This is a genomic window from Fervidobacterium riparium (assembly GCF_025370035.1).
GTDB lineage: Bacteria > Thermotogota > Thermotogae > Thermotogales > Fervidobacteriaceae > Fervidobacterium > Fervidobacterium gondwanense.
The window spans coordinates 1,529,045-1,547,063 of sequence record NZ_CP009277.1; the positions used below are offsets into that span (position 1 = coordinate 1,529,045).

Annotated in this window: 19 protein-coding genes and 2 other RNA genes; 17 read left to right on the top strand and 4 right to left on the bottom strand. The window is 40.0% G+C overall.

Features of this window, described 5'->3' with window-relative positions:
- Positions 1-120 precede the first annotated feature (120 nt).
- Positions 121-450, top strand: an RNA gene (rnpB, locus tag IB67_RS07165) — RNase P RNA component class A.
- Positions 451-485: 35 nt separating this feature from the next.
- Here rnpB and ffs read toward each other — a convergent pair.
- An RNA gene (gene ffs / locus IB67_RS07170) (signal recognition particle sRNA large type) lies at positions 486-750 on the bottom strand.
- 140 nt (positions 751-890) lie between these two features.
- Here ffs and IB67_RS07175 point away from each other — a divergent pair.
- From IB67_RS07175 to IB67_RS07245, 15 genes are read left to right on the top strand one after another with little or no spacing between them, the layout of a single operon-like run.
- Positions 891-1,517, top strand: a complete 627-nt coding sequence (locus tag IB67_RS07175) for a cyclodeaminase/cyclohydrolase family protein (protein ID WP_424695216.1) — start codon at positions 891-893, stop codon at positions 1,515-1,517.
- Positions 1,498-2,625, top strand: coding sequence for a tRNA guanosine(34) transglycosylase Tgt (gene tgt, locus IB67_RS07180; RefSeq protein ID WP_072760529.1), 1,128 nt, complete (start codon positions 1,498-1,500; stop codon positions 2,623-2,625). The genes IB67_RS07175 and tgt overlap by 20 nt, the downstream gene beginning before the upstream one ends.
- Positions 2,597-3,346, top strand: a complete 750-nt coding sequence (locus tag IB67_RS07185) for a hypothetical protein (RefSeq protein ID WP_072760527.1) — start codon at positions 2,597-2,599, stop codon at positions 3,344-3,346. The genes tgt and IB67_RS07185 overlap by 29 nt, the downstream gene beginning before the upstream one ends.
- A 42-nt stretch (positions 3,347-3,388) precedes the next feature.
- A complete protein-coding gene (gene pyrR / locus IB67_RS07190; RefSeq protein WP_281246571.1) occupies positions 3,389-3,925 on the top strand; it encodes a bifunctional pyr operon transcriptional regulator/uracil phosphoribosyltransferase PyrR in 537 nt (178 codons plus the stop codon).
- Complete coding sequence (locus IB67_RS07195) at positions 3,922-4,596, top strand: TIGR00266 family protein (protein ID WP_339745592.1); 675 nt, start codon at positions 3,922-3,924, stop codon at positions 4,594-4,596. Before pyrR ends, IB67_RS07195 begins: the two co-directional genes overlap by 4 nt.
- Before the next feature lie 51 nt (positions 4,597-4,647).
- A complete protein-coding gene (glmM, locus tag IB67_RS07200; RefSeq protein WP_498875200.1) occupies positions 4,648-5,955 on the top strand; it encodes a phosphoglucosamine mutase in 1,308 nt (435 codons plus the stop codon).
- Between the two features lies 1 nt (position 5,956).
- Positions 5,957-6,265 carry a metal-sulfur cluster assembly factor gene (locus tag IB67_RS07205; protein ID WP_072760520.1) on the top strand — a complete coding sequence of 103 codons (309 nt, stop codon included), beginning with the start codon at positions 5,957-5,959 and terminating at the stop codon, positions 6,263-6,265.
- Positions 6,266-6,292: 27 nt separating this feature from the next.
- The gene (gene prmC, locus IB67_RS07210; RefSeq protein ID WP_339745588.1) at positions 6,293-7,072 is read left to right on the top strand and encodes a peptide chain release factor N(5)-glutamine methyltransferase; all 780 of its coding nucleotides are present in this window, start codon (positions 6,293-6,295) and stop codon (positions 7,070-7,072) included.
- Between the two features lie 18 nt (positions 7,073-7,090).
- Positions 7,091-7,537, top strand: a complete 447-nt coding sequence (gene rplI / locus IB67_RS07215; RefSeq protein WP_339745585.1) for a 50S ribosomal protein L9 — start codon at positions 7,091-7,093, stop codon at positions 7,535-7,537.
- A 38-nt stretch (positions 7,538-7,575) separates the two neighbouring features.
- Complete coding sequence (locus tag IB67_RS07220; protein WP_498875201.1) at positions 7,576-8,412, top strand: MBL fold metallo-hydrolase; 837 nt, start codon at positions 7,576-7,578, stop codon at positions 8,410-8,412.
- Positions 8,413-8,429: 17 nt separating this feature from the next.
- Positions 8,430-9,620 (top strand): metallophosphoesterase, encoded by a 1,191-nt coding sequence (locus IB67_RS07225; RefSeq protein ID WP_084634424.1) that lies wholly within the window; start codon positions 8,430-8,432, stop codon positions 9,618-9,620.
- Complete coding sequence (locus IB67_RS07230; RefSeq protein ID WP_498875202.1) at positions 9,617-12,265, top strand: CBS domain-containing protein; 2,649 nt, start codon at positions 9,617-9,619, stop codon at positions 12,263-12,265. The genes IB67_RS07225 and IB67_RS07230 overlap by 4 nt, the downstream gene beginning before the upstream one ends.
- Positions 12,266-12,267: 2 nt before the next feature.
- Complete coding sequence (locus tag IB67_RS07235; RefSeq protein WP_498875203.1) at positions 12,268-13,935, top strand: penicillin-binding transpeptidase domain-containing protein; 1,668 nt, start codon at positions 12,268-12,270, stop codon at positions 13,933-13,935.
- A 2-nt stretch (positions 13,936-13,937) separates the two neighbouring features.
- Positions 13,938-14,222 carry a thioredoxin family protein gene (locus tag IB67_RS07240; protein ID WP_072760510.1) on the top strand — a complete coding sequence of 95 codons (285 nt, stop codon included), beginning with the start codon at positions 13,938-13,940 and terminating at the stop codon, positions 14,220-14,222.
- A gap of 39 nt (positions 14,223-14,261) precedes the next feature.
- Positions 14,262-14,768: a ferritin-like domain-containing protein gene (locus tag IB67_RS07245; RefSeq protein WP_072760508.1), complete on the top strand. Its 507-nt coding sequence runs from the start codon at positions 14,262-14,264 to the stop codon at positions 14,766-14,768.
- Positions 14,769-14,832: 64 nt separating this feature from the next.
- Here IB67_RS07245 and IB67_RS07250 read toward each other — a convergent pair whose 3' ends face one another.
- Together IB67_RS07250 and IB67_RS07255 are read right to left on the bottom strand one after the other, a co-directional pair.
- On the bottom strand, positions 14,833-15,201 hold the full coding sequence (locus tag IB67_RS07250) for a hypothetical protein (protein WP_072760506.1): 369 nt from the start codon (positions 15,199-15,201) through the stop codon (positions 14,833-14,835).
- A gap of 80 nt (positions 15,202-15,281) precedes the next feature.
- Positions 15,282-15,878, bottom strand: a complete 597-nt coding sequence (locus tag IB67_RS07255; RefSeq protein ID WP_072760504.1) for a hypothetical protein — start codon at positions 15,876-15,878, stop codon at positions 15,282-15,284.
- A gap of 95 nt (positions 15,879-15,973) precedes the next feature.
- On the opposite strand from IB67_RS07255, the gene IB67_RS07260 reads away from it, so the two are divergent.
- Complete coding sequence (locus IB67_RS07260) at positions 15,974-16,834, top strand: DUF5685 family protein (RefSeq protein ID WP_072760502.1); 861 nt, start codon at positions 15,974-15,976, stop codon at positions 16,832-16,834.
- Positions 16,835-16,839: 5 nt separating this feature from the next.
- On the opposite strand, the gene IB67_RS07265 is transcribed toward IB67_RS07260, so the two are convergent.
- Positions 16,840-17,910: a ribonuclease HI gene (locus IB67_RS07265; protein WP_072760500.1), complete on the bottom strand. Its 1,071-nt coding sequence runs from the start codon at positions 17,908-17,910 to the stop codon at positions 16,840-16,842.
- Positions 17,911-18,019: the final 109 nt, after the last annotated feature.

Consider the following 18,019-nt stretch of genomic DNA (forward strand, 5'->3'; position numbering starts at 1 on the left):
AAGCTCCCTGTAGAAAGAAAAAAACTAAAAATCTCTGAATTTCTTGAAAAGTTTGGGAATTATCATATAATTAACACATGGCAGCTGAACAAAGTCAATTTATATTTTCAAGAAAATTTTCGAGGGGAGTGGACAGGCGCGGGCAGTTGCACACGACTGACCTGAGGAAAGTCCGGACTCCGTGGGAAGGATGCTGGCTAACGGCCAGGTGGCGTGAGCCATGGATAGGGCCATAGAAACGGAAACCGCCTGAAAGGTGTAAGCTGAGTAAGGCAAGGGTGGAAAGGTGAGGTAAGAGCTCACCAGCAGTGCAGTGATGCACTGGCTTGGCAACCCACATCCGGAGCAAGGTCAAACAGGGGGTTGGGTGTCCCGCCCTTATTCCCCCGGGTAGACCGCATAGACAGATGCCTGTCGAAACAGAATCCGGCTTACGGCTCCCCTCGAATTATGAATAGAATATTTATAGAAAAATAAAAAGGGTGCCGTGCACCCCGCTTCGACGAGCCCAGACCCGGTCGCACACATCCTGCGTGGCTCCAGCCGGGCACTCCCACGGCACACACTTGCCTACTTAGGGCTGCTTCCTTCCGGACCTGACCCGGTTCGCAGGTAGTTGTTGCGTGGGACCCAACCTTCAACGTCACCGGATGTGCCGATACCGAACCCAGGGAGCCTCAGACGAGGAATTCAGCCCCGCATAAGGTGGGTTTCGGGTATAGGGGACCACCAGCCCCCCGCTTAGCACGGCACCGGAGATATTTTACCACACACTTTTTATTTTTCAATTGTGTAATTTGTGATATAATAAACTCAGGGAACGATTTTTTCTTGTAGGTTCTCTTTGTGCAGATTTAACTAGATTAGAAAATTCGCAAGGAGGGGGTTTTATGGATATAAGAAAATTGTCGGTTGAAGAACTTTGTAATAAAGTTAAAGAGAAGACGCCAGTGCCTGGCGGCGGAGCAGTTGGTGCGGTTGTAGCAGCACTTGGCGCTTCTTTAAATTCTATGGTTGCTAATCTTACTTTAGGCAAGAAAAAATACGAGAACTACGAAGGTTTGATGCAAGAAGTATTGGAAAACATGGAGCTCGTTTTGGAAAGAAGCTTAAGGATTGCTAACGAAGACGTTAAGGCGTTTGATAAAGTCATGGAGGCGTACAAACTGCCGAAAGAAGACCCAACTAAAGAGGAAAAGATACAGGCCGCGCTTAAAGAGGCAGTTGCAACTCCTTTCGAATTGATTGAATGTGCTCGTGATGTTTTGAAGTATGCAGAGATTGTTGCAAAATGGGGTAATCAGAATGCTGTTTCCGATGCGTTCAGTGCGGCCGAACTTGCAAGAGCGGCATGTAAAATAGGCGAATACAACGTTATGATTAACTTGAAATCTATGGTCGATGAATCTTTTAAAAAGAAGATAATGGACGAAATGTATGAAGTGATGGGAGAAGCAAAAGTTTACTACGAAAGAATACAGGAGCTGATAAAAGAAAATGGGTTTACTAAAATTTGAACTTTTGAAAACTGTTGGGCAAGCAAGAAGGGGAAGGATGCACCTTCCCCATGGTGTAGTTGAAACACCGACATTTATGCCTGTCGGTACAAATGCTAATGTAAAGCTTGTAACCCCGCATATTTTGAAAGAGAACGACGTACAGATAATTCTTTCGAATGCTTTCCACCTTTATCTTAAACCCGGTTTAGACGTCATTAGAGATTTTGGTGGGCTGCATAACTTCATGAATTGGGATAGACCGATACTTACAGACAGCGGCGGGTTTCAAGTCTTCAGCCTGAAAAAAGGTCAGAAAATCACAGACGATGGCGTGTGGATAATGTCTCCGCTTGATGGTTCCAAGCATTTTATAACCCCCGAACTTTCGATGGAAATTCAAGCAACTCTTGGCTCAGACATAGTGATGGCTTTTGACTATTGTGCAGACCCGAAAGACGGGTATGAGGAGTCTAAGAAGTCTGTTAAATTGACTACTAAATGGGCAAAGCGCAGTCTTGAACATCTCAGGAGGATATCCCATCAGGCGCTCTTCGGTATAATTCAAGGTGCAATTTATGAAGATTTACGTGAACAGAGTTTGAGTGATATCACGCAGTACGATTTTGATGGATTTGCAATCGGTGGCCTGAGTGTTGGCGAACCTCGTGAAGTAACAATGAAGATAGTCGAATTCACAGCTCCGAAAATGCCATATGATAAGCCGAGGTACTTCATGGGCGGTGGTTCTCCTGATCTTTTAGTCGATTTGGTGGCAAACGGTGTAGACATATTCGATAGTGTATTTCCAACGCGTGTTGCAAGACATGGATTGGCTGTTACGTGGAATGGTAAGTTCAACATACGCTCAGCAAGGTACAAGTACGATAAGACTCCGATAGATGAGAACTGCACCTGTTATACGTGCAGAAACTTTTCGAAAGGATATTTAAGACATCTGTTCGATAGGGAAGAAGTGCTTGGTCAGATATTGCTCACAATACACGATGTCCATTTCATGATGGAATTTGGAAAAAAGATGCGTGAAAGTATCGAGAACGGTACTTTCGAGGTGTTCCGCGAAAGGGTGAAAAAGGCCTATGAGAAAAAAGATAACACTAATAATTAGTGTACTCTTTGTTTTCCTGTCAGTCTCGATAAGCGCATCTTTTTACCAGAATCCGGTTTATATACTGAGCGGTAAAAATTCTCTTGTTTTGTCGTTCGATACGGATGAATCTTTTTATTACAACACAGGCTTTTACTGGCGTCAAAGAGAAGGGAATCTCATTGGAGAACTTGGTTATACGACCGATTCTTCTTACGCTACGGGTACAATCAACTACAGACTTATTGATGTTTCTAAATTGTACTCCGTTAACTTCAAACTTAGGGTGTTACCAGCGGATGCAAAGGCTTTGGTAATTGACGTTGGCGGACTAATGAGGATTCTTGATAAGTTAAATATGAGTTTTTCAGCATATGATGTAATGTTTTACAACGAGAAGAGCGAGAGATTAGCACCTAAATTTCAAGTAATTTTCGACTATGTATTCAATGTATTCGGTATGAATTTTGAAATTCTAAGTTTCGGCGCAGATGTCCTAAGGTTTGGCCTTGGAGTGTCTCTTAATAACCTCGACTCATTAAAAACCTTAGTGGTTTCATATTCTCCGCTCTATGATTTGCGAAGTGCGAAACTCAGCAACGCACTCAATTTTAATGGTACATTTGCAATGTCTAATTACTTTTTTGAAATTAGTGGCTATTACAATTTTGAAACAATAGATAATATCCCTGAGCTATCAAAAACATTTGGTGTCAAAATTTCTGTGGGATTTAATATGTGAAACTGTGAAACATAGAAATATTAGAAATAAGGAAGTGGTATGGTGGTTAAGATATTGGGAGAAGACGATATCCGCAGGTCACTTATGAGAATATCGCACGAGATTTTGGAAAAAAACAAAGGAGCACAAGAGTTAGTTCTTATAGGTATTATTACAAGAGGTTGGTACTTGGCTCAGCGAATAGGTAAGAATATATCGATGATAGAAGGTGTTGAGATTCCAGTTGGTGCGTTAGACGTTTCTCCTTTTCGTGATGATGAGAAAAGAACTCCAAAGGATAGTGACAGGAGTAAAATAGATTTTGATATCACCGACAAGCATGTTGTATTAGTTGATGACGTTCTATTCACAGGCAGGACGATAAGGGCAGCGATGGATGGTATTATTTCGCGCGGAAGGCCAAAGTCTATAAAGCTCGCGGTACTTGTCGATAGAGGACATAGGGAATTCCCAATAAGACCTGATTTTGTTGGTAAGAACATTCCGAGTGCTAAGGATTCTGAAATTATCAAGGTGCGCTTGAAAGAGTTCGACGGAGAAGACGGTGTCTACATCTTGAAAGTGGGTGAAGCTCTGTGAACGGGAACATTGAATTTAAGGGTAGCTACGCGTTGTTAAAAGTTTCTCTCGGACCTGGCGAACAAGTTAAAGTAGAACCTGGAGCAATGGTATATATGAAAGGTCCAATAGAAGTGCAGACATCAACCGGAGGTGTCTGGAAAGCTTTGAAGAGAACGCTTCTTGGTGGCGAGAGCTTCTTCATGAACACGTATGTATCGCGCGGTGATGGCGAAATTGGCATTGCCCCAGAATTGCCCGGAGATATAGAAATTGTTCAAACAAATGGCACACTTTTCGTTCAGTCGACATCATTCTTAGCAAGTGACCCTCAAATTGACATGGACGTCTCGTTTGGCGGTTTTAAATCGTTCTTCTCTGGTGAAGGTATATTCTTGTTGAAACTGGAAGGATACGGACAGGTTGCAATATCTTCTTTTGGTGCCATAAAGATGTTAGAACTTGGACCGGGTGATAGCATTACGATAGATACTGGTCATGTCGTTGCGTTCGATGGAAGTGTTAATTGGAATGTACGAACCTTCGGAGGTTTTAAATCAACTCTCTTCGGGGGAGAGGGTTTAGTTTGCGACTTTAGAGGTCCAGGCAGAGTTTTTGTACAAACTCGAAATTACCCAGCATTTGTTGAATGGATAAGGTCCCTTCTGCCACGAGAAACTGGTAGTCGCTAATATTGAGTAACGCAGAGCGTAAGAAATCAACAAACTTAGGGAGGCATAAATATGCGGCTTTTTGGGACGGACGGTATAAGAGGTGTTGTAAACGAAGAATTGACCGCTGAGATTGCGTTTAGACTTGGAAATGCTGTTGGGAAGTACATAAGCAACAGGGTTTTTATAGCGAAAGACACAAGAGCAAGTGGAGATATGCTTGAAGCGGCGTTAATTGCAGGTGCAACATCGGCGGGAGCAACAGTTTACAGATGTGGCGTTCTTCCGACACCGGCGTTAGCTATTATTACAAAATTGGAAGATGCAGTTGGAATAATGATTTCTGCGTCGCACAATCCACCAGAATTCAATGGATTAAAGGTTATATCAAGAGGGTTCAAACTGCCAGACGAGGTAGAAGAGAATCTTGAAAAGCGTATGAAAGAACTGCACTACGCAAACTACAACGAAATTGGCTGTGTGATAGACTACAAACTCGCTTTCGAAGAATACACAAACTACGTGCTTGAGCAATTCGCAGACTTGGATTTGAGTGGCATGAAGATATTGGTTGATGCAGGAAACGGTGCTGCGTATGAGACAACGCCGTACGCCTTGAAAAAATTGGGAGCCAAAGTTGATGTAATCAACAACTCACCCGATGGATACAACATCAATGTCAATTGTGGTTCTACAGAACCAAACGCTGCAAGAGAGAAGATGACGAACCACAACCTTGCTATCCTCCACGATGGAGATGCTGATAGATGTATCCTTCTTGATGAGAAAAAGAACGAAGTTCACGGAGACAGGATAATGGGAATTTCTGCAGTGTTGATGAAAGAAGAAGGCAGGCTTAAAAACGACACAGTCGTCGGGACTGTACTATCAAACAAAGGCTTGGAAGTATTTTTGAAAGAGAGAGGAATAAACCTGCTAAGAGCCAAGGTTGGAGATAGGTATGTTTTAGAAAAGATGCAGGAAGTCGGAGCTGTTATAGGCGGAGAAAGAAGCGGACATATTATATATCTTGATAAATCCACGACCGGAGATGGATTGATTACAGCACTTGAGGTACTGAGAACAATGGTGCGTGCTGATAAACCGCTCTCAGAACTCTCAGAGAGCATACCAGATTATCCACAGATAATGATAAACGTTAAGTGCAAGAACAAGCTCATTGTTGAGAAGCCAGAGATTCGCGAGCTTGTTGAAAAATACAAACGCGAAGATACAGACATCGTCGTTAGACCATCCGGTACTGAACCTCTTGCAAGAGTATTCGTGCAAGGACCGGACGAAGAATACATCTCTAATGTAGCGTACGAAATAGCTGGAAAGATAGAGGAACTTTCTAAAGAAGAGGAAGGAGAGAAATAAGATGACAAAGGAAGAACTCAGAACGGCGGTTTGGAATAAGCTAAAAGAAGTCATCGACTGGGAAATAGGTCTTGATGTTGTGACGCTCGGGCTTGTTTACGATATAAACATAGATGACCAGAACAATGTCAAGATAACTATGACAATGACAACGCCCATGTGTCCGTTAGCAGGAGGGATTATGGGCGATGCCGAAATGAAAGTAAGGACAGTTGAAGGCGTAAACAACGTCGAGGTTGAACTTACATTCGATCCACCATGGACACCTGATAGGATAGACCCAGTTGTAAGAAAACAGCTTGGAATTTAACAGAATCATTCGGGAACGAAATTGAGCATGAAGATCTCAGAAGTTATCGCTGTTTACAAGAGAAAAGGGCTTCCCGAGCGGGAGGCTCTTATTTTGATAGCTAAGTATTTTGAAAAAACGAAAGAGTACATACTTGCACACAACGATATTGAATGTCCAGATGAAGTACTAAAACTCTTAGATAAAAGGCTCTCAGGTTACCCGCTCCAATATATCTTGGGCGAAGCAGAATTTTACGGTAGAGCATTCTACATATCTGAAGGTGTGCTTATTCCGAGATGGGAAACGGAAGGGCTTGTCGAATTGGCAATTGGGTACATAAAAGAATACAATCTGAAGAACCTGATTGACATTGGGTTGGGCAGTGGAATTATAGCAGTTACATTAGCACTTGAAACGGGTGTATTCATTTATGGAACAGACGTAAGCAAGAAGGCATTAGAAGTTGCTCAGAAAAACGCGGATAGATACGGTATAAAATGTGATTTCCGACTCGGTGCCTTTGCAGATCCGTTTGTGGAAATATGGGATAATATAGAAATGGTTGTCAGCAATCCACCGTATGTTAGAAGCGATGCGAAACTTCAAAAAGAACTTTCTTACGAGCCGCCTGAAGCTCTCTTTGCAGGTCCAGAAGGACTCGACTTTTACAAAGAGTTCTTTAAAAAGTACAATATTGACGGTAAAATAGTCTTGATGGAAATAGGTCATGACCAGGGAAACGCGCTAAGAGAACTCACAGGTGGGCAGATAATAAAAGATCTTGCGGGCAAAGATAGATATCTCGTTGTGAATAGGAAAGAATAGAACTAAGGAGGTATTAGCATGAAAGTAGTATTAATTCAAGATGTTCCAAAACTTGGCAAGAAGGGACAAGTTGTAAATGTGTCAGATGGTTATGCGAGAAACTTCCTAATGCCAAAAGGGCTTGCGAAGGAAGCAACGCCAGAAGTGCTTAAAGAACTCGAAAGACAAAAACAAGAAGAGCAGAGGAAATTCGAGGAACAGAAAAAAGAAAGCGAAGCTCTTCTTTCTGAATTGCACAAGCACGTTTTCAAAATCAAAGCCAAAGCTGGTGAAGGAGGAAAACTCTTCGGTTCGCTTACGAATGCGAATATTGCCGAAGAAATAACGAAAGTGATTGGGAAAGAATTCGACAAAAAATGGGTAGTTCTCGATTCGCCTATAAAGAGTCTTGGACTGTACGACATAGCTGTTAAACTTCCAGCAGGGGTTTCTGGAAAGGTGAAAGTTGAGGTTGAAAAAGAGTAATTTGAAGAGCAAAAAAGCGTCACAAAGGAGTGGAAATTTTGAATATCATCGCATTCTCCAAGGCACTTTACTCGACATGGGTATATTACTCGCCGGAAAGATTACTCTTTGACTCAGGCGAGGGTGTTTCCACGATGTTAAGCAACAAAATATATGCTGTCAGGAGTGTATTCTTGACACATGGACACGTAGACCATATAGCCGGTTTGTGGTCGATAATAAACACCAGAAACAACGCAATGGGGGACAGAGAAAAGCCGTTGACGGTATACTACCCAGCCGGCAACCGTGGAATAGAACTCTACGCAGATTTTCTCAAAAGGGCGAATAATGAATTGAGATTCAAACTTGAATTTGTTCCTGTTAAACAGAATGAGAGAATACCAATCAGAGAACAGAGCTCCACTACTAGATACATAAAACCTTTCAGTGTAGTCCACACTTATAGTGAAACAGCTTACGGATATCACCTGATAGAAGTTCGGAGGCGCTTGAAGGAAGAATACAGGAGTTTACCGAAAGAAGAAATAACAAGACTCGTAAAATCAATAGGAAGTGATGAAATAACAGAAACTTATGAAAAAAAGGTGCTCACAATATCAGGAGACACAGTGCTGTTGAAGAAAGAAGACATAATCGATACGGAGATACTGTTTCATGAGTGTACATTCCTAAAAAAAGAAGATAGGAAATTCAACAACCATGCTTCACTCGATGAAGTTATAGAGCTGGTAAAAGAAGCCAACGTACAAACGCTCATACTTTATCATATATCCTCGAGATACGTCAGATCACTTGAAAGAACATTGAGAAAAGTAAATATCCCAGGCACAAGAATCCTTTTTGTGCATCCGGAAAAAATTTTCGAATACTGAATTTCAGGGGGAAGCAAGTGAGGAACATAATATTTATAAGCGATTTGCACGTGGGTGACGGGACCGGAAAAGACGATTTCAATCAGGATGAACTTTTTGAATCACTTATTGAAGACTGGGGTCGATTTGAAAACCCAGAGCTTGTTATTGTTGGGGATGGATTTGAAATTCTCGAAACACAAGAAGTGCACAAAAACGGATTGAAACCATTCTGGGAACTTGTAAACTCTTTGGATGAACGTGTGATCGAAAGTATTGAAAAAGCACATCCGAAGGTTTTCGATTCGCTTTCAAAATTTAGCGGAAAGGTGCACTATGTTATTGGGAATCACGATTACTATATACTGAAAAATAAAAAGATCCAAGAATTTCTGAAGAATAGATTTCGAAACATCAATATCGTTCCCTACTATTATGATGAAGAAACGGGGATCTTAGCGGTTCACGGAAATCAGTACGATGCAGTAAACAGATTTTCGGAAGTAAATGGAGAAGTAATACCTCCGCTTGGTGACTTCATAGCAAGGTACATGATGATAAATTTCGACAGCACACTTAAAGAATTCTTACCCGAAGAAATTTTAAGCGATTATGATAATATCAGGCCCACTCTTGATGTTTTCCATTGGCTTGAAAAAATATCTGACGTGTACGAAACAAGTGTAAACTTATTAAACCTTTGGATAGATAACTTTATCAAAATGATGAGGGAAGACGAAGCAAAATACTGGATGAAAAAGAACTATCCATTAATGAGTAAGCTTTCTATACTGTTTTTGAACAAACTCGGCGGAATAAAACTCGGAGAGATATTAGTCCGAACGGTGATGAAACTCCGAAAAGTTCGGAAGACAGACTATTTGAAAAGGGCTTCCATCAGAATCTTTGAAAACCCAAAATCCTTTTCTAAATCTCTCCAGGGATACTTAGAAAATGGTCATAGAGAACTTATAAACCTCAAGAATCTGAATGGAATTGTGATGGGACACAATCACCATCCAGGGTTTGAAATACTGAAAGTCCGCAATGAACTTAAATTCTATTTGAACTGCGGTTCTTGGAAACCAGTTGTTGAAAGGAAGCCAAAAGGCATCTTTCAGCGATACTTAGAGATATTCTATGCGATTGCGAAGATAGACAGCCATGGGGAACTGGAAATTGTAACTGGTTCTGTTAACAAACTCAAAAAGCGGGAAGTGATTAGGTGAAAGTTATTACAACTCACATTAATCCAGATTTTGATGGCTTCGCATCATGCATAGGGATTAAAAAGCTATATCCGGACTTTGAAATCGTTGTCTCAGGCGTTCCGCTCCAGAACCTCAAAGAATATCTGCGCATCTACGAGGATAACTTCCTGTACATCACTTCCGAACAACTGAAAAAAATAAACGAGAAAATAGAAGAGCTTATAATAGTCGATACTCCAGGGCTTGAAAGAATTGGCGATGAAATAAAACAGAAACTAAGCAAGAAAGCTAAAATTACAGTGATCGACCACCATCCTGATATACGCGACGAAGTAATTGAAGAATACACTTTTAACAAGATCATCAGGCAAACTGGCGCTGCCACAACAATTGTTGTAAAAATGCTTAAAGAACGAGGAATAAAACTAACTAAAGAGGAAGCAACGCTTCTGGGTATAGCGATATATGAAGATACAGGAAGTTTCTTATTCTCGAGTACTACACTTGAAGATTTTGAGGCAATACACTACATCTACTCGCATGGGCTTTCGCTTGAAACAATCTCAGAATATATACGCTTTGACCTTACAATTGACCAAAAAACTTTACTGCATAACCTTTTGCAGAACAGCAAAACATATAATATAGAGAACCATAACGTAACTATTGCGCATGATGAGACTGAGAAATTTATTGGAAGTCTGTCCGCCGTTGTTTCGAAATATTGGTACGCCCAAGAGCCAGAAACGCTTATCGTTGTCGTGAGAATGGGTAAGAAAATTTTCATTGTTGGAAGAACAAAATCTCAAGATGTAGATATAAGGGGTTTAATGGCCGAGTTTGGCGGTGGAGGTCACAGACAGGCAGCGTCAGCAAGTGTATCGATGGCCTCTGTTGAGGAAGTGATTTACAAGATACTGAATACAATTCCAAAGTACATATCTTCCGGTTTAAAAGCAAAAGACATAATGTCATTTCCTGTTCGAACTGCTCTGGCCTCAGAAACGATAGAACAAGTTAACAGGATAATGGAAGTCACTGGTCACAGTGGGATACCTGTAGTGGAAGAGAACAAGCTTGTAGGCATAGTAACTAAGAAAACAGTAGAGAAAGCCATAAACCATGGACTTGGGAAAAGACCTATTAAATCAATAATGAGCTCGAAACTAATCACAGCAAAGACCGAAACTCCGGTAAATACTCTAAAGAAACTCATGATTGAAAACGATGTTGGTCGAATACCAATACTTGACGAAAATAACATACTTGTCGGTATCGTTACAAGGTCTGACATTATTAGAGCAACACACAGCCAAACAATTATTCGTGAGGCAGAAACCAATCCATCATTTGTCAACATAAAAGACTTGATGAACAAACGACTACCTCGTAGACTGGTTAATCTTCTCAGACTGCTTGGAGCTTATGGCAATGAATTGAAGATGTCGGTCTACGTTGTCGGTGGATTTGTAAGGGATTTGTTGCTTGATATAGAGAACTACGATGTTGATATAGTAGTTGAGGGAAACGGTATAGAATTTGCAAAATACATAGGCCAACAATTTGATGCGATAGTTGTGCCGTACGAAAAATTCTACACGGCATCTGTAATATTCAGGGACGGATTCAAAATAGACGTTGCGACCGCAAGAACGGAATACTATGAAAAACCAGCTGAGCTTCCACAAGTTGACATAAGCACGATAAAAAAAGACCTTTACAGAAGAGATTTTACAATCAACGCGATGGCCATAAAACTCAATCCTTCTGAATATGGCATGTTATACGATTTCTTCAACTGTCAGAAGGACCTTGAGCAGGGAATCATAAGAATCTTACATAACTTGAGTTTCATCGAGGATCCGACGCGTATGATACGCGGTGTAAGATTCGAAATGCGATACAACTTCAAAATGGAAGAACACACGCTCGAGGTTTTGAAACAAAACCTCGAAGGAGGATATTTAGAAAGAGTAACCGGGGCAAGGATAAGGCAGGAGATAGAGAAAATTCTCGAGGAAGACAACCCGATGAAAGCTATAAGAAGAATGACAAATTTGAACATGATAAAACACATCTTTCCGAAAACTTATTACACACAAACAATGGATGAAAAACTTGCAAGACTCTTCAAATTCTTGCCAAAAATAAAAGAAAGATACCAATCAGTCAGTGATTTTTATGCCATCTCGACAATACTATTAGAATACTATGACAAACAAACTCTCGAAACCGTGAGAGCAAGGTACGGGTATCCAAAAAAGTTTATAGAGAGCATTAAGTTCACTGAGAACATAATGCTACCTTTGAAAGAAATGATAGAACTGAGATTAAATTTTTCTGATATATACAAAGTTCTTGGAAAAGCAAATCCTTATGTTTACCTCCACCTATCAGCTTATCTGACAGACGAAGGACAAAGTTATCTACTCCAGTACATAGATACAATCTCGTCAACAAAACTTCAGACAGTAACCGGTAAATACTTGATGGGAAAGTACAGTCTAAAATCTGGGCCGCAGATCAACGAGATTCTTGAAAAACTTTTTGCCATGAAGCTTGACAATCCAAACATCGATGAGGAAAAAGTTGTGAGTGAAATAATAGAGATGTATAACAGTAAATTGGAAAAGGAAACAGAAAATCAACCGGAGCGTGAATAAAAGTGTCCAATAGAACTTCAAGTGTGCGAGCATACATACCTTTTATACTATTTGCCCTCATGTTTGTTTATGTAATCTACGGGTTGATAAAAGTTCAGATTATTGACCAATCTAAACACAAAGTATTTTTTAATGAACTAATGGGAAGAAGTACATACACAAAAGGATTGAGAGGTACGATCTATTCATCCGACGGTACCAAACTTGCGTGGAGTGAAAGAGTACCGACGTTGGTTGTGAAATCCTACACTGCAGACGACGAAAAGATTCTCAGAAAATACATAACCGATGATCAACTTGCAATTTTGAAAAACACAGGCAGTGTGGAGATAACATGGGAACAAGCGTTCTTACTACAGAGCCTCAAGTACAATATTGTTCTAAAAGAAGTGCGCAAATCATACGGCTTTTTGTACCACTTAGTTGGAAGTATCAACAAAGACGGTGAAGGAATGTCTGGGTTAGAATATGTATATAATGAAGTTTTAAAAGGAAGATTTGCAGTGTCGTACGGTATAAAATCACCGGGCGGGGGTTTTGAACAAGGAGTAATAGAGGGAATAGGTGAAAACGGACTCGATTTAGAAACTACCATAAATTTCCAGCTTCAGAAATATACATACGATTTACTCACGCAACTTGCATCACCATCGGTTATAATCGTATCAAAAGTAAAAACAGGGGACATACTTGCAATGGTGTCGTATCCAGCTCCTGAGGTTGATTTAAATAATCTTGATCCAGTTACTTGGGATAAACTGCTAAACGATCCCCTCAAGCCACTTTTAAACAGGGCGATTTCCAGTGTCTATCCTCCAGGATCAACATTCAAAGTCATAACGGCAATAGCTGAGCTTTTGTACGGAGATATCGGCAGTGTTAACTGCGGAGGAATATACTATTATAGAGACTCGAAAGGACGGATAACCGGAAAATACAAAGACTGGCACTTGCCTGGGCATGGTTTAGTCGACCTGAAAAAAGCATTGAGAGTATCGTGCAACGTCTATTTCTACAACGCTGCGCTTGACGTTGGGGTAGACAAGATTGTTGAGGTAGCTAAGGCTTTCTACTTTGATCAAAAAACAGGAATAAAGATACCAGGAGAAGTTGCCGGAACCTTACCTACCCCGCAGTGGAAAGAAGAAGCGCTCAATGAAAAATGGTACCCGGGAGATACAATACTTTACGGAATCGGGCAAGGTTTTCTGTCCGTTACGCCCATACAGATGCTCTTTTTGTACAACACAATAGCAAACAAAGGTTTGTACGTTGCACCAAGGTTAGCACTAAACGAGGAAATTCAAACTAAACAAGTCGAGCTAAAGATAAGCGAAGGACAATGGGATATCATAATTGATGGTCTTGAGCAAGTGACAACGGTACAAGGCAGCGCTGCAAACGGTGGAACAGCTGCATCATCTTTCAAAGGCTTTCCCATTGTAGTTGCTGGGAAAACAGGTACTGCTCAGACACACAGTGGATCACCTCACGCATGGTTTATAGGCTTTGCACCGTCGAGAAACCCAGAATATTCTGTCTTAGTACTTATAGAAAACGGAGAAAGCGGGGGACATTACGCTGCACCGATAGCTCGCAAAGTGTTTGATTTTATGTACCAAAATGGATTTTTCAATAAAAACAACGAAGAAAAGAAGAAAGGAGAGTAAAGATGGCAAAGATAAGAGCTTTGTATTTTAAAAACGACAAATGTGGAGTGTGTGTCGCGTTCTTACCGAAGATGGAAAGAATTGCTCAGGATTACAACCTACCGCTTGAGGTTATAGATGTAATACAAAACCCAGACGTTGCAGGTCAAAACATGGTCTTCACAGTACCGACGATACTCTTCCAAGACGAAGAAGGGAACGAGCTGAAAAGGTTTGCAAGAAATTTTTCTGAGTATGAAATAAGGGAATATATCCAGCGGATGTATGATATACTTGGAATAGAATAACCATTTCCAAGACTTCACAACTTCCGAGGGGGTGAGAGCATGGAAAAAATAATCGGTATTCTGAGGTTTGCTTTAATGAGAGAAATTGAAGGCAGGGAATTCTACAAAGAGAAGGCAAAAAAGGTTTCAAGCAAAGACATCAAAGATATCTTAGAAGGCCTTGCTAATATGGAAAATGATCACGTGCACTTTATTGAAGGACTTATGAAAAAAGCGCAGAACAATATAGAAATAACAATCGAAGACACGGAAGTGGCGATGGCAAAGAGTGACTTCTTCGAAGAAAGGGAAAAAAGCGAAACTGTTACAGGCACGCTCGATGAAATGGCGAACGACTTAGCGATACTGAGAATGGCGTACCTTATTGAAGAAGATTTTGAAAAATTCTACCGCCAAAGCGCTGAGAAAGTAGCAGACGAAGAGATGAAGAAGATACTGAATATCTTAGCAATATGGGAAGAAGGGCACAAGAAAGTACTGCTTGAAGCTTACGACGAGGCAAGGAAGACATACTGGAACCAGCAGGGGTTTGAGCCACTTTTCTAAAGTGAATAGAAAGATAGCAAAAACGGAGGCGGAATGCCTCCGTCTGTTCTTTTATTTTAAGCACTCACATACACTTCACACAATCTCCGCCCATACATTCACAACAAGTGTCTGCGCTCCAAATGCAGCAGAAGGCTTCTAATATATCGTTATCACAGCAGCATCCACCTCTGCGGTAATAGGCGTATCCGGGCCTGTAACCAAGGGGTATATGAGAAACGTTTTCAAAACTTTTAGTTTCCGATTTATTCGATTTAGAGTATTCCTCGTAAGCACGTATAAGTTCATCATACCTTTGCTGAGCGACATTTCTCAGCGGATGGTTTTCGTATTTTGCAGGTGAATATTTTTCGAGAGTTTCCTTATACATTTTTTCAACTTCTTGTTTTGGAGTGTCCTCTGGTATATTCAATATTTCAAAAACACTGCGCATAATAATCCCCCTTTGATATTTGGAAATCGACTACAAGAGTATTTTATCACATAAAATGGAAGTAATAGTTTAGAGCAATTTTATTCTCTCTTTGCAATACTTTTAATCCACTTGTGAGTATATCTCATAACCTTTTCAAAAAGTATTTCATACGCGGTGAAAAAGAGATTTCCAAATACAATTACTGCAATCAGTGCAAAAGTATTACTCATCTGAATGTTTATCGACAATACTTCAAGCAAACGATTTATCGACTTTGAAGTGTCAACTATAATATCTATTCCAAGCAGAGCGCTTTCGATTTTAAGCCACACGAAAAATGCAAAGTTATAGTACGCATATCTTGTTGACCATCCAAGTATCGGATTTTTATTTCTGACAAGCCATCGAACGGGTATGTACAGAGAGATGAATGAGAAAGTAATAACATACGTTAGCCTTGGGATAAATACATAGCCAAGTATGTTGACAGCCAAAACGGTGCTCAATCCGGAGAAGAATGTGTCAGCAAAAAGGTATGGTATGTAGCAACCATATGAGACCAATATCAGAACCGTCCATTCACTTGGAGTTAAATGCCCAACATACAATAGGACAAATAACAAGGCGCTTATCATACCGTTTATGGTTATGATTCTTATTCGTTCAATGTTTTTCATTCCAGATTTCGCAGACATCAAAGCACCACCTTGCATCCAGTTACTTTCATTTTTTGAGTATATCACAAAATAGTGATAAAATAGCTTTGATGTTAGCTAAGAGGAGTGTTCATATGTTCGGATATGTAAAACCGTTGAGGTATGAATTGAAACTAAGAGAACTTGACGAATTCAGAGGATTCTACTGCGGTGTGTGTACGAGTATGCAAAAGATGAAATATATCTCAAAATTCTTTCTCACATATGATGCAGTTTTTTTGGCACTTGTGATTTCCGGTTTGAAAGCGAAGAGGTACGGGTACAATAAAAAGTTCTGCATTGAAACTCTTAAAAGGGTAAAATACTTTTCTGGTGATGACATAGATTTTGCTGCAACAAGATTCTTGAAACTTTTGGAGTACAAACTTATCGATGATTACGAAGACGACAAGAACTTTGTAAAACTCTTACTTGCAAAATCGATTCATAGGGCAGATGATTCAAACGATTTTGAACACCAGCTCGTTGGTTTATTAAAAGAGCTTAGAGATTTTGAAAAGAATAAAGTTGGAAATGTTGAAAGGGCTTCCGATGTCTTTGGAAGGATTTTGCAACTACTTGTATCAGATATAGACGGCATTGATGAGATGAACATGATTGTTCTCAAGAATATGGCGTATAATCTTGGAAAGTGGATTTACGTCCTCGATGCTTTCGATGATATCAAAAAGGATGCAAAGAAAAACAACTATAACCCGATCCTTCTTGAGCATGGGTTTAATAGTGGCGACAGTATTGACGCATTCGTTGACAGAGTGCGACCTAACATTAGAAAAACTCTCTACCGCATTCTGGATGATACTGTTTTATCTTACAATTTGTTAGAAATAAAGAGCTACAAATCCATAACGGATAATATAGTTTACCAAGGACTTTTCAACGAGACAGAGCGTATCTTAATGGGAAATAACAGAACTTGTCCAAAGAAAGTATAGAAGATTTAGTTCTGACTAAATCTGTAGTAACTCTTGCCGTTCTTCGAGATTTTCTTTATCCTGCCTTCTTTCACTAATACGTCGAGCAACTGGACGAACGTTAGTTTTTCTTTGCTTTTCTCGCTTTGCCAGACTTGGTTTTTCTCCACCGTGATTTGCTCTATCTCTTCTGCTGAGAGTGCCTTTTGGTTTTTCGATAGGATATTAACAATAAAGTTCTTATATCCTTGGACGTATACGCTGTTTTTCCTTTCATTATCGCTTGGGTTGTGAACGGTTTGTGGTGTTACATTTTTAATTTCTCTGTAGAAGAAATCCTTTATATCACTGGCTCTGTACTTGTCATCTATCTTTTCCAAAACCCCATACCGGACACTATCATCCAAAAGAATTTCGAGAGGTCTATCCAAAAGTGATTTTGCCTTGTCGTATTTTATCCCGGATTCAGCAATCACTGCTTCTATATCACAAACCCTCCAACAATTATCGGTATTTCTTAATAGAGTAAAAACTTCTTTTAGGTATTCATATTCATGTATGGAGAAAATATGCGATGGAATGTATGCAAAATCGGATTTATTCTGACTGTTGGGTGCACTTCTTAATTCTTGAAAGTTGTTTTGAATTACCGCTCGTTTATTGATTATCTTAAAAATAGCAGAATCAAGTTGGTTGTGAGTTGGATGTTCGTGTCCTTTTACAGTCTCGAATGATACTCTGCAATTCAAGGAGCTAACTATTTCTTTTGCTGATTCTCTACATTTAGAAAAGAAATTTCTTTCTTCATCACTGACGTGATCGTTTTCCTCTTTTTCATTTAATCCTTGGTAAATCCTCTTGCATTCCTCAAGATCACACGCGATTATAACTGTATCCCCTTGTAGGTTTAGGTATAGTTCTTTTAGTTTCCTAAAGGCTGCTAAGACAGCCAATATTTCACCTTCAACGTTCTTAAGAGAAGTCTGCGGACGTCTTACCGTGACGCTTTTTGCTACAAGTTCGACCCCGTCGAATATCATGTAACCGTATCCAACAAGTCCATGTTTATAGCTCCCATCTGTATAAACCTTTATCATACTATCCCCCCATTTTTCTCTTTTAATTACACGCATCCCTACATGATAAATTTTAACATAATCTATCCTTATATAATTAAATATTGGTTATTTTACACAGTGTGTTAAA

Coding starts and splice junctions, on each gene's coding strand:
- IB67_RS07175 (WP_424695216.1), top strand. CDS start 891: ATGGATATAAGAAAATTGTCGGTTGAAGAACTTTGTAATAAAGTTAAA.
- tgt (WP_072760529.1), top strand. CDS start 1,498: ATGGGTTTACTAAAATTTGAACTTTTGAAAACTGTTGGGCAAGCAAGA.
- IB67_RS07185 (WP_072760527.1), top strand. CDS start 2,597: ATGAGAAAAAAGATAACACTAATAATTAGTGTACTCTTTGTTTTCCTG.
- glmM (WP_498875200.1), top strand. CDS start 4,648: ATGCGGCTTTTTGGGACGGACGGTATAAGAGGTGTTGTAAACGAAGAA.
- IB67_RS07205 (WP_072760520.1), top strand. CDS start 5,957: ATGACAAAGGAAGAACTCAGAACGGCGGTTTGGAATAAGCTAAAAGAA.
- prmC (WP_339745588.1), top strand. CDS start 6,293: ATGAAGATCTCAGAAGTTATCGCTGTTTACAAGAGAAAAGGGCTTCCC.
- rplI (WP_339745585.1), top strand. CDS start 7,091: ATGAAAGTAGTATTAATTCAAGATGTTCCAAAACTTGGCAAGAAGGGA.
- IB67_RS07240 (WP_072760510.1), top strand. CDS start 13,938: ATGGCAAAGATAAGAGCTTTGTATTTTAAAAACGACAAATGTGGAGTG.
- IB67_RS07245 (WP_072760508.1), top strand. CDS start 14,262: ATGGAAAAAATAATCGGTATTCTGAGGTTTGCTTTAATGAGAGAAATT.
- IB67_RS07250 (WP_072760506.1), bottom strand. CDS start 15,201: ATGCGCAGTGTTTTTGAAATATTGAATATACCAGAGGACACTCCAAAA.
- IB67_RS07255 (WP_072760504.1), bottom strand. CDS start 15,878: ATGTCTGCGAAATCTGGAATGAAAAACATTGAACGAATAAGAATCATA.
- IB67_RS07260 (WP_072760502.1), top strand. CDS start 15,974: ATGTTCGGATATGTAAAACCGTTGAGGTATGAATTGAAACTAAGAGAA.
- IB67_RS07265 (WP_072760500.1), bottom strand. CDS start 17,910: ATGATAAAGGTTTATACAGATGGGAGCTATAAACATGGACTTGTTGGA.